10 protein-coding genes are annotated in these 10,955 nt (G+C 62.1%); 3 read left to right on the top strand and 7 right to left on the bottom strand.

The window, feature by feature from the left end:
* The 7 genes from ABSG20_RS22270 to ABSG20_RS22240 form a co-directional block, all read right to left on the bottom strand.
* A partial coding sequence (locus ABSG20_RS22270) for an AMP-binding protein (RefSeq protein ID WP_423866673.1) occupies positions 1 to 554 on the bottom strand: 554 nt, incomplete at its 3' end.
* On the bottom strand, positions 551 to 1,384 hold the full coding sequence (locus ABSG20_RS22265; protein WP_423866672.1) for an ABC transporter ATP-binding protein: 834 nt from the start codon (positions 1,382 to 1,384) through the stop codon (positions 551 to 553). The genes ABSG20_RS22270 and ABSG20_RS22265, both read right to left, overlap by 4 nt.
* Positions 1,385 to 1,608: 224 nt before the next feature.
* Positions 1,609 to 2,304 (bottom strand): ABC transporter ATP-binding protein, encoded by a 696-nt coding sequence (locus ABSG20_RS22260; protein ID WP_423866671.1) that lies wholly within the window; start codon positions 2,302 to 2,304, stop codon positions 1,609 to 1,611.
* Positions 2,304 to 3,053, bottom strand: coding sequence for an ABC transporter ATP-binding protein (locus ABSG20_RS22255; protein WP_423866670.1), 750 nt, complete (start codon positions 3,051 to 3,053; stop codon positions 2,304 to 2,306). The genes ABSG20_RS22260 and ABSG20_RS22255 overlap by 1 nt, the downstream gene beginning before the upstream one ends.
* Positions 3,050 to 4,351, bottom strand: coding sequence for a branched-chain amino acid ABC transporter permease (locus ABSG20_RS22250; protein ID WP_423866669.1), 1,302 nt, complete (start codon positions 4,349 to 4,351; stop codon positions 3,050 to 3,052). Before ABSG20_RS22250 ends, ABSG20_RS22255 begins: the two co-directional genes overlap by 4 nt.
* Positions 4,348 to 5,295: a branched-chain amino acid ABC transporter permease gene (locus tag ABSG20_RS22245; protein ID WP_423866668.1), complete on the bottom strand. Its 948-nt coding sequence runs from the start codon at positions 5,293 to 5,295 to the stop codon at positions 4,348 to 4,350. Before ABSG20_RS22245 ends, ABSG20_RS22250 begins: the two co-directional genes overlap by 4 nt.
* Positions 5,296 to 5,368: 73 nt before the next feature.
* Entirely contained in the window at positions 5,369 to 6,604 is a 1,236-nt protein-coding gene (locus ABSG20_RS22240; RefSeq protein WP_423866667.1) for a branched-chain amino acid ABC transporter substrate-binding protein, read from the bottom strand.
* A gap of 343 nt (positions 6,605 to 6,947) precedes the next feature.
* Here ABSG20_RS22240 and gmd point away from each other — a divergent pair, with 343 nt between their 5' ends.
* The 3 genes from gmd to ABSG20_RS22225 form a co-directional block, all read left to right on the top strand.
* Complete coding sequence (gmd, locus tag ABSG20_RS22235) at positions 6,948 to 8,063, top strand: GDP-mannose 4,6-dehydratase (RefSeq protein ID WP_423866666.1); 1,116 nt, start codon at positions 6,948 to 6,950, stop codon at positions 8,061 to 8,063.
* Entirely contained in the window at positions 8,044 to 9,000 is a 957-nt protein-coding gene (locus tag ABSG20_RS22230; protein ID WP_423866665.1) for a GDP-L-fucose synthase family protein, read from the top strand. Before gmd ends, ABSG20_RS22230 begins: the two co-directional genes overlap by 20 nt.
* A 239-nt stretch (positions 9,001 to 9,239) precedes the next feature.
* The coding region (locus tag ABSG20_RS22225; RefSeq protein WP_423866664.1) for an IS1634 family transposase at positions 9,240 to 10,955 on the top strand (1,716 nt) is incomplete at its 3' end.

Genomic DNA, 10,955 nt, shown 5'->3' with positions numbered 1-10,955 from the left:
GTCTGGTCCACCAGCGCATCGTAAAGGCTGGGTTCGCGCGCGGCGCGATTGCGGCCGAGGCCGGCGAGCTTGTTGGCTTCCATCAAACGCGGGTCGTCATATTTCCGCATGCCGCGCGGATCGGAATAGACGATGTGTTTCAGGTTCGGCGCACGGTCGGCCAGCGTCAGGAGCTTGTCGACCTGTTCTTCGTCCTCGGCGAACACCAGTTTGGCTTCGCCATAGCTCAGGAGATAGGCGGCTTCCTCGTCCAGCACGTCGCGATAGAGCCCGAGCGACATCGCGCCGATCGCATGGGTCGCGATCTCGGCCGAGACCCAGTCCGGCCGGTTGTCGCCGATAATGCCGATCACGTCGCCGCGGCCGAGACCGAGTTCGACCATGCCGAGCGCGAAGTCATGCACGCGGGTCTGATAGTCGTTCCAGGTGAAAACCCGCCACAGCCCAAAATCCTTTTCACGCAGCGCGATCTCCTGGCCATGCTCTTTGGCGTTAAGCCGCAGCAGTTTCGGATAGGTATCGGCCTGTGCGGCGCGCCCGGCATAATCCATCATGCCGCGGACTCCGCAGGCGTCGTTACCTGTGCCGGGACATCGTCGGGATCGACCAGGACTTCGTCCTCCTCGCCGAGATAGGCGCGCTTGACATGGGGATCGGCCAGCACGGCGGCGGGATCGCCCTCCGCGATCTTGCGGCCGAAATCCAGCACCATGACGCGGTGGGAAATATCCATCACCACGCCCATGTCGTGCTCGATCATCATCACGGTCATGCCGAACTCTTCGTTGAGATCGATAATGTAGCGCGCCATGTCCTCCTTTTCCTCGAAATTCATCCCGGCCATCGGTTCGTCGAGCAGGATCAGGCGCGGCTCCAGCGCCATGGCGCGCGCGAGTTCGACCCGTTTGCGCAGGCCGTAGGGCAGGGTGCCGGCGGTCGACTTGCGCACCGGCTGCAGATCGAGGAAATCGATGATCTCCTCGACCTTGCGGCGATGCTCGAGTTCCTCGTGCCGCGCGCCGGTCAACCAGTACAGCGATCCGGTGATGAAATTGTTCTTCAGCAGATGGTGCCGTCCGACCATGATGTTGTCGAGCACGCTCATATGCGCGAACAGTGCGAGGTTCTGGAAGGTGCGGCCGATGCCCAGCCGGGGACGGGCGTTCGGATTGAGCGCGGTAATATCGCGGCCGCGATAAAACAGGCGGCCTTCGGTCGGCCGGTAGCGGCCGGAGATGCAGTTGATGATCGAGGTTTTGCCGGCGCCGTTGGGGCCGATGATCGAAAACAGTTCGCCGTCGTTGACGCCAAAGCTGACATCGGTGAGCGCACGGACGCCTCCAAAGCGCAGTGACACCCCGCGCACCTCCAAAGCGTGTTCCACCCATTCCCTCCGCTGGCGCAACTTCCGCTTGCTTAAAACGGAAACTACGCATCTCGCCAATGGCGCTTCGCACGCTCTGGATTGGCCCGCCGTCCCGCTCGGCGAGCGAACCTAACCCGGCCGGCCCCGTCAACCTATTCGACTATCGGGGGCAGGTCCCCCAACGCGTGGCCCTCGGTAAAATGAAATTTGGCATATTCTGTGCCGAGGCATCGCGCAAGCGGTCAAACTTCCAGCCATTCCTTGCGCACGGCCTCGTTGTCCCTCAGTTCGGCAGGCGTGCCCTCGAATACGATGCGGCCGTGGCCCATCACATAGACGCGATGGGATATCCGCATCGCGATCGAAAGCTTCTGCTCCACCAGCAGGATGGCGACGCCGCGCCGGGCGATTTCGGCGATCAGGTCGCCGACCTGCTGCACGATGAGGGGAGCGAGCCCCTCGGTGGGTTCGTCGATCATGATGAGTTCCGGGTCACCCATCAGCGTGCGGCAAATCGTCAGCATCTGCTTCTCGCCGCCCGATAGCACGCCGGCCGACGTATCTGCCCGGGTGGCGAGGTTGGGAAACATCTTAAGCATGTCATCGAGCCGCCATTGGCCGGCGTGCCTGGTATCCTTGATGCCGAGCATCAGGTTTTGCCGCACGGTCAGGCCTGGGAAGATATCGCGATGCTCCGGAACATAGCCCAGCCCGAGATGCGCGATCCGATAGCTCGGCAATCCGGCAATGTCGCGGCCCTTGAACCGGATCGAGCCCTGCGGCGGCACCTCGCCCATGATCGCCTTGACCGTCGTGGAGCGACCGACGCCGTTGCGGCCGAGCAGGCTCACGACCTCGCCGGCGTCGATATGCATATCGACGCCCTGCAGGATGTGGCTCTTGCCGTAATAGGCGTGCAGATCCACCACTTCCAGCATCACGCCGCCTCCTCGCCGAGGTAGGCTTCCCGGACCTTGGCATTGCCGCGAATTTCTTCCGGCGTTCCCGAGGCGATGATCTGGCCGTACACCAGTACCGAAATCCGGTCGGCCAGTCCGAACACCACGCTCATGTCGTGTTCGACGATCAAGAGCGTGCGGCCTTCCGTCAGGCGCCGTATCAAGGCGACCGCGCGCCCGGTTTCGGCATGACTCATGCCCGCGGTCGGCTCGTCCAGCAGAATGACGTCGGCGCCACCGGCAACGGTAATGCCGATCTCCAGCGCGCGCTGCTCGGCGTAGGTCAAAAGGCCCGCGGGCACGTCGCGCCGTGCCGTGAGGCTGATGTCGGCGAGAATCCGTGCGGTGCGGTCGCGCACTTCCGGCAGATTGTCGATATTCTTCCAGAACGCGTAGCGTTGGCCGGTGGACCACAGCACGGCGCAGCGCAGGTTTTCCCACACGCTCATCCTGGCGAAGACGTTGGTGACCTGAAAGCTGCGCGACAGCCCGCGGCGGTTGATCTGATAGGGCGGCAGGCCGGAAATGACATCGCCCCGCAGCAGTACGCTGCCGGAGGTCGGGGCCATGTATCCGCTGATCAGATTGAAGGTGGTCGATTTGCCCGCGCCGTTCGGGCCGATCAGCGCGTGGCGCTCGCCCTGCGCGATGCTCAGATTGATATTGCGGATAATGGCGACGTTGCCGAAATTCTTTTCGATCCCGCGCAGTTCGATCGCCGCACTCATACGGCAATTCCTTTTTCCCGCGCGATGCTGGTGGCGCCATCCCAGGCGTGACCGATAATGGTCCAGGTCTTGCGCGCCACCAGGAAGCCGCCAATCAGCAGAACAGCCGCGATCGCCCAGATGTACGGGCTCGCCGCGTCGAAGCCGACGCCGAAGGCCTTGATGTGGGAATCATCGCCGGGGTTGACGGTGTAGTGCACGATCGTCTCGATCGACAGGATAAGGCCCGCGATCGTCGCCAGCGTCGGCAACAAGGCGATCAGGTAGCTCGGCAGCACGAGGCCCAGGGTGCCGGCCTTCAGCAGCGGACGATGCATCATCAACAGCCCGGTGATGCCGCCCGGCGCGAACATCACCACCGCGATGAAGATCAGCCCGAAGTAGAGCTGCCAAACCTGCGTCAGATCGCTGAGGCCAAGCGACAGGAACGTGACGAAGATGGCGCCGACGATCGGGCCGATGAAGAACCCGATGCCGCCGATATAGGTGGCGAACAGCACGGTGCCCGATTGCTCTGCGCCGAGATAGGCCGAGTTGGCGATCTCGAAATTGATCGCCGCCAGCGCGCCCGCGATCCCGGCGAAGAAGCCGGCGAAGCAGAACGCCAGATAACGCACGACATGGGGATTGTAGCCGACGAACTGCACGCGCTCGGGATTATCGCGCACCGCGTTGCACATGCGTCCCAGGGGCGTGCGCGTCAGCGCATACATGGCAATCACGGCGATCAGCGTCCAGGCCGCCACCAGATAATAGATCTGGATTTGGGGACCGAAACTCCAGTCGAACAGTTTGAGCAATTTGGTCCGGTTGGCGGAGACGCCGGCTTCGCCGCCGAAAAAGGTGCGCAGGATCAGTGCGGACGAGGCGATCAGCTCGCCGACGCCAAGCGAGATCATTGCGAACGCCGTTCCTGAGCGCTGGGTCGAAACCCAGCCGAGCAGGGCAGCGAAAAACAATCCGCTCAGTCCGCCGATCAGCGGAACGATGGGCAGCGGGATCGGCAGCTTGTGGGCGCCGATGATGTTCATGGAATGAATGGCCAGGAAGCCGCCGAGGCCGTAATACACCGCATGCCCGAACGATAGCATGCCGGTCTGGCCAAGCAGGATGTTGTAGGACAGCGAGAAGATGATGGAGATGCCCATCAGGCTGAACGTCGTCGTCGAGCCACCGGACGTGAATATCTTGGGCAGCAGCAGCAACACGATCGCGGCCACCAGCCACGATGCGTAGAATCTGAGCTTTTCGGCCGCGGCCGGAAGCGGCGGGGCGGCGCTGGCGGTGATCCCGCTCATGTGTCGCGCGTCCCGAGCAGGCCCATGGGGCGGAAGATCAGGATCAGCACCATGAGCAGATACGGCATGATAGGGGCGATCTGTGCGATGGTGACGCCCCAGATGTCAGCGAGCCAGGTCGAGGCATAGGCGGGGCTGAGCGGTCCGAAGGCGCCTGACAGCGAGCCGCTCATCGAGACCGCGAAGGTCTGCAACAGGCCGATCAGGAGCGAGGCGACGAAGGCTCCGGGCAGCGACCCCAACCCTCCGACCACGACCACCACGAACAGGATCGGGCCCAATAGTCCCGCCATGTTCGACTGCGTCACCAGCGCCGGACCGGCGATCACGCCGGCGACCGCGGCAAGCGCGGTTCCGACACCGAACACCAGCATGAAGATGCGCCCGACATTGTGGCCGAGATGGCCGACCATGTGCGGATGGGTGAGCGCTGCCTGAACGATCAGGCCGATCCGGGTCTTCTTCAGGACGAGCAGGAGCCCAAGAAAGATCGCGACCGAAATCAGCAGCATGAACATCTTGTAGGCGGGATAGCTGGTCGAGAAGATCGTGAAGGCCGGGAAATCCAGCAGCGCCGGGACGCGGAAATCCACCGGGCTCTTGCCCCAGATGATCTGCACCACTTCCTCGATCACGAACGCCAAACCGAAGGTGAACAGCAGTTCGGCGACATGACCGTTCCGGTGCACACGGCGCAGGCCATAGCGTTCGACGCCGGCGCCGATCGCACCGGCGAGCAGCGGCGCGATCAACAGCGCCGGCCAGAAGCCGAACCATTGGCTGATCTGGAATCCGAAGAACGCGCCGAGCATGTAGAAGCTCGCATGCGCGAAATTGAGCACGCCCAGCATGCTGAAGATGACGGTGAGACCGCTCGCCATCAGAAACAGCAGCATGCCGAACAGCACGCCGTTGAGTGTGGATATGACGATCAGTTCCAGCACGACCCACCGCCGGGATTGAGGGAGGCATCCGCCCCTGAGTTGTTCGGGACGGACCGGTTACGCGCGCGAACGGTCAGTTCGGCCGTTCCATCTTGCAGGTGGTCGGAAGTTCGGTCGCGGGCGTATCGATCTTGGCGACAAGCTTCCAGCCCCAGCCGGTCTTCTCCTCGTCGAACGGCTCCTTTTCGGTGCGCTCGCCAAGCGAGGAAATATAGATCGGCTGGAAGAACTGATGGTCGTCCTTGCGCATGTAGCCCTTGCCGCCGTCGAACACTTCGAACTCCATGCCTTCGAGCGCCAGCGCGACCTTGACCGGATCGAGCGACTTGGCCTTGTCGGCCGCAGCGGCCAGCATGCGCATCTCGTTGACGGCGCGGGGATAGAACAGGCTGAAGTCGTATTTGGCGCGGATCGCCTTCTCGAATTCCTGCGACGAGGGGTGGTCGAGATTGGCGATGCCTTCCGTGATCTGGAACACCTGATGATCGAGGTTGGCCTGCTTGATCGCCGTCGGGCCGCCGGTGCCGCCGGCGTAATAGGTGTACCAGTTCACCTTCAGGCCGGCATCCGCGGCAGCCTTCAAGAGCAGCGCGAAATCCTGGCCCCAGTTGCCGGTGATGACGCTATCGGCGCCCGACGCTTTGATCTTGGCGATGTAGGGCGAGAAATCGGTGACCTTCAACAGCGGATGCTTCTCGTCGCCGACGATCTTGATGTCCGGCCGCTTGGCGGCCAGCATGGCCCGGGCCGCGGTGCGAACGGATTCCCCGAACGAGTAATCCTGATTGATCAGGTAAACATTCTTGATCGCAGGCACCGTCTTCATGTAATTGGTGAGCGCCTCCATTTTGATGTCGGAGTTCGCATCCCAGCGAAAATGCCAGAAGCTGCACTTGGCATTGGTCAGGACCGGATCGACCGCCGCGTAGTTGAAATACAGCACTTCCTTGCCGGGATTGCGCTCGTTGTATTTGGTCACGAAGTCGACCAGCGCGCCGGCGACCGACGAACCGTTGCCCTGGGTGAGATAACGGACGCCGGCGTCGATGGCCTTCTGGGCCTGGATCAGGCTCTCCTGCGGATTGGTCTTGTTGTCGAGCGGAACGATCTCGACCTTCTTGCCCTGGATGCCGCCCTTCGCATTCACTTCGTCGGCGAGGAACTGGAACGTCTTCAGGCCGACCTCGCCGACGCTGGCGCCGCCACCCGACAGCGGATCGATATACCCGATCTTGAGCGTCTCCTGCGCCATCGCGGCGCCGCCCAACATGGGTAACACAAAGGCCGCAGCCAGCATCAGTTTGCGCATGTCATTCCTCCCTGGAATTTGCTTTTCTTAAGGTTTGTCCAAGGGTGCGGACGCTGCAACGGCTTAGATTTCAGAGATCCCTTGGCCCTTATGCGGGAAGATTGTGGTCCAAGGTTCTCAAACCCGCAAGCCCGCATCGATCCAGGCGGCGGAAGATTTGGCCGGCAGATTTGCTTGGGGGAACAGGGTCATGATAAGGGTCCGGGCTACCCGACCCTTGGCCCTCCTTGCCCCCCCCTTGGCCCTTGGGGCGAAGAGCTAAGGCCGGGTCCAGCGGCAATGGATGGTGGTTTGGCGGTGTTGATCTGTGTTCGAGCAGTCCCGGCGCATGGTTGGAGTTGACATGGTACCTAAGGCTTCGGCAGCTAAGGCTTCGGCAGTTCAGGATTCCGGGCGGCGCGTTGCGCTCATCACCGGCGTCACCGGGCAGGACGGCGCCTATCTCGCCGAATATCTGCTCGGGATCGGCTACACGGTGCATGGCGTCAAGCGGCGCTCGTCCTCGTTTAATACCGCCCGCGTCGATCACCTCTACCGCGATCCGCACGCCGGCAATGTGCCGTTCCTGCTGCATTATGGCGATATGACGGATTCCACCAACCTGATCCGCCTGATGCAGCAGATCCGGCCGACCGAGATCTACAACCTCGCCGCCCAGAGCCATGTCGGCGTCAGTTTCGAGAGCCCGGAATATACCGCCAATGCCGACGCGATCGGCGTTTTGCGGCTATTGGAAGCGATCCGCATTCTCGGCATGGAGAAGGAGACGCGGTTCTACCAGGCTTCCACGTCGGAACTGTATGGCCTGGTTCAGGAAGTCCCGCAGAAGGAAACCACGCCGTTCTACCCGCGCTCGCCCTATGGCGTCGCCAAGCTTTACGGCTACTGGATCACGGTGAACTACCGCGAGGCCTACGGCATGTTCGCCTCGAACGGCATCCTGTTCAATCATGAGAGCCCGATTCGCGGCGAGACCTTCGTGACGCGCAAGATTACCCGCAGCGTCGCCCGCATCGAAACCGGCCTCGAAGACACCCTCTATCTCGGAAACCTCGAGGCCAAGCGCGACTGGGGCCATGCCCGGGATTATGTCGAGGGCATGTACCGGATATTGCAGGCCGAGGAGCCCGATGATTTCGTGCTGGCGACCGGCGAGACCCGCTCGGTGCGCGAATTTGTCGAAATCGCATTTGCGGAGACCGGCCGCACGATCGAATGGCGGGGCAAGGGTGTCGAGGAAACCGGCATCGACAGAAAGTCCGGCAAGACCGTGGTTCGCATCGATCCGGTGTATTTCCGTCCCACCGAGGTCGATCTTCTGATCGGCGACGCCAGCAAGGCCCGCCAAAAGCTGGGATGGCGGCCGAAGACGAGTTTTGCCCAACTCGTCAAGGAAATGATCCACGGTGATCTGGCGATCGCGAGGCGGGAGGTCGCCAATGGCAAAGACCCCGTTTGAGCTTGGCGGCAAGAGCATCTACGTCGCCGGGCACGGCGGCATGGTCGGGGCCGCGCTGGTGCGCCGGCTGCAACGGGAAAATGTCGAGCTACTGACTTTGAGCCGCTCCGAAGTCGACTTGCGCGATCAATCCGCCGTCAACCGATGGTTCGCCGACAAGCGCCCGCGGGTGGTGTTCCTGGCTGCCGCCAAGGTCGGCGGCATCGTCGCCAACAACACGCTGCGCGGTGAATTCATCTACGACAATCTGATCATCGCAGCCAATGTGATCCATGCCGCTCATGTCAGCGGCACCGAGAAACTGATGTTCCTGGGCTCGTCCTGCATCTATCCGAAACTGGCGCCGCAGCCGCTGCGCGAGGATGCCATCCTGACCGGACCGCTGGAGCCCACCAACGAACCCTATGCGGTCGCAAAAATCGCCGGGATCAAGATGGTCGAAGCCTATCGCAGCCAGTACGCCTGCGATTTCATCAATGTGATGCCGACCAATCTGTACGGGCCGGGCGACAATTATCACCCCGAATACAGCCACGTCGTCGCCGCGCTGATCCGCCGGTTTCATGAGGCCAAAGCATCGGGCGCCGCCAACGTCGCGGTCTGGGGCACCGGCACGCCGCGGCGGGAATTCCTCTATGTCGACGACATGGCGGATGCCTGCATCCACCTGATGAAACATTATACCGGCGACGAACTGGTCAATATCGGCACCGGCGAAGACATCACGATCGCCGAATTCGCCCGCGTGGTGGCGGCCGCCGTCGGATACCGGGGCGGCATCAGCTTCGACCCCTCGCGTCCCGACGGCACGCCGCGCAAATGGCTCGACGTCAGCCGGCTGGCCAGACTGGGCTGGCGCGCCAGCACCTCGCTCGAGGAGGGAATCCGGCTGGCCTATCGGGCCTATCTGAGCGAGCAGCAACAGGCGGCCGAGTGATCGCTCGGAGGGCGCCCACGAGGGGCGCCCCTACGCTGTCGATATTCGTAGGGGCGACCCTTGTGGTCGCCCGCCCTAGCCCCTAGCCCAACTTTCTCAACTCGCGTGCCGAAACGACGATTTTCGGGAATTTTGAAGCAAAAAGGCGAGTCGGATCAATGAGTGGGTCTCAGGAATCGCTTGTAGTGTAGACCAAGTATCTTTTGGGCCTGTTGCGATCGGCGTAGCTTGGTCGGGCCATGTTTTTGCGATCGAATCGGCGCTTCAAGGACGGCAAGGAGCACCGCTACTGGAATATCGTCGAGAACCGGCGGTGTGCCAGTGGCAAGGTGGTGCAGCGGCAGGTGCTGTATTTGGGTGAGATCAGCGACGGCCAGCATGACGATTGGAGCCGTGCGATCGAAGCGTTTGACGAGGATGCGCAACGCCACACCCAGCTGTCGTTTTTTTCTGCCGACCGTAAGCTTCCCAGACCGGCCGAAGGGTACGGCGTCCAGGTGCGCATCGATGCGATGGAGCTGCATCGGCCGCGGCAGTGGGGCGCGTGCTGGCTTTCGTGTGAACTCTATGAACAGCTTGGACTTGATCAGTTCTGGGCGCGCCGGCTGCGGCTCTCGCGCGAGGGAACGAACTGGTGCGATATCTTGCAGACGCTGGTGTGCTACCGGCTGATCGATCCCGGTAGCGAGTGGCGTCTGCACCGGCAATGGTTTGAACATAGCGCGATGGCGGACCTGCTGGGCGCGGATTTCATGCTGGCGGAGAAGAATGCTCTCTACCGATGCCTCGACAGGCTCTTGCCGCACAAAGAAGCGCTGTTTTCCCATTTGCGTCAACGCTGGGTGGATTTGTTCGGCGCCAAGTTCGAAGTGTTGCTCTACGACCTGACCAGCACCTATTTCGAATCCGCGCCCCCGGACGACGACGACGACGACAAGCGCCGCTTCGGCTACAGCCGTGACAAACGCAGCGATTGCGTGCAGATGGTCATCGCACTGATCGTCACGCCGGACGGCTTCCCGCTCGCTTATGAAGTGCTGCCGGGCAACACGGCGGACTGCACGACCTTGCGGGAATTTTTACGCAAGATCGAAACTCAGTACGGCAAGGCCCAGCGGATCTGGGTGATGGATCGCGGCATTCCCACCGATGCGGTGCTGGCGGAGATGCGGCAGGCTGATCCGCCGATCTCATATCTGGTCGGAACGCCGAAGGGACGGCTGTCGAAACTGGAGAAGGCGCTGCTCGACAAACCCTGGCAGGCGGTGCGCGAGGGTGTCGACGTCAAGCTGCTGACGCAGGACCAGGAGACCTACGTCTTCGCGCAAAGCCGCGCCCGCATCCACAAGGAGCGTGCCATGCGCCGGCGCAAACTGAAATGGCTTTGGTCACGATTGAAGCAAATCGCGAGCATGAAGCTCACGCGCAAGGAATTCCTGATGAAGCTCGGCGCCGCGCGTTCCAAGGCTCGCGCGGCGTGGCGGCTGATCGACATCGATATCGCCAAAAGCGGGACGGGGTTCAGCTTCAAGCTCAACCGCGAGAAGTTGCGCCAGGTGCGCCGACGTGAAGGGCGCTATTTGCTGCGCACCAATCTCGGAGACCGCGATCCCGCCGATCTCTGGCAGTTCTACATTCAACTGACCGAAGTCGAGGCTGCGTTCAAAAACCTGAAAGACGATCTGAAGCTGCGACCGATCCATCATCAGCTCGAGCGTCGGGTCGAGGCGCATATCTTCGTCGCCTTCCTCGCCTATTGCCTGCACGTCACGTTGCGCGCGCGACTGAAGCCGCTGGCGCCGGGCCTCACATCAAGAGCGGTGCTCGACAAGATGGCCGCGGTGCAGATGCTCGACGTGCACTTCCCGACAACCGACGGACGCATGCTGATCCTCAGCCGCTATACTGAGCTCAATACCGACCAGAAGCTGCTGCTGAAGCAACTCAAGCTCGAT

The organism is Bradyrhizobium sp., from assembly GCF_049512235.1.
GTDB lineage: Bacteria > Pseudomonadota > Alphaproteobacteria > Rhizobiales > Xanthobacteraceae > Bradyrhizobium.
This window is presented reverse-complemented; position numbering and strand designations above follow the sequence as displayed.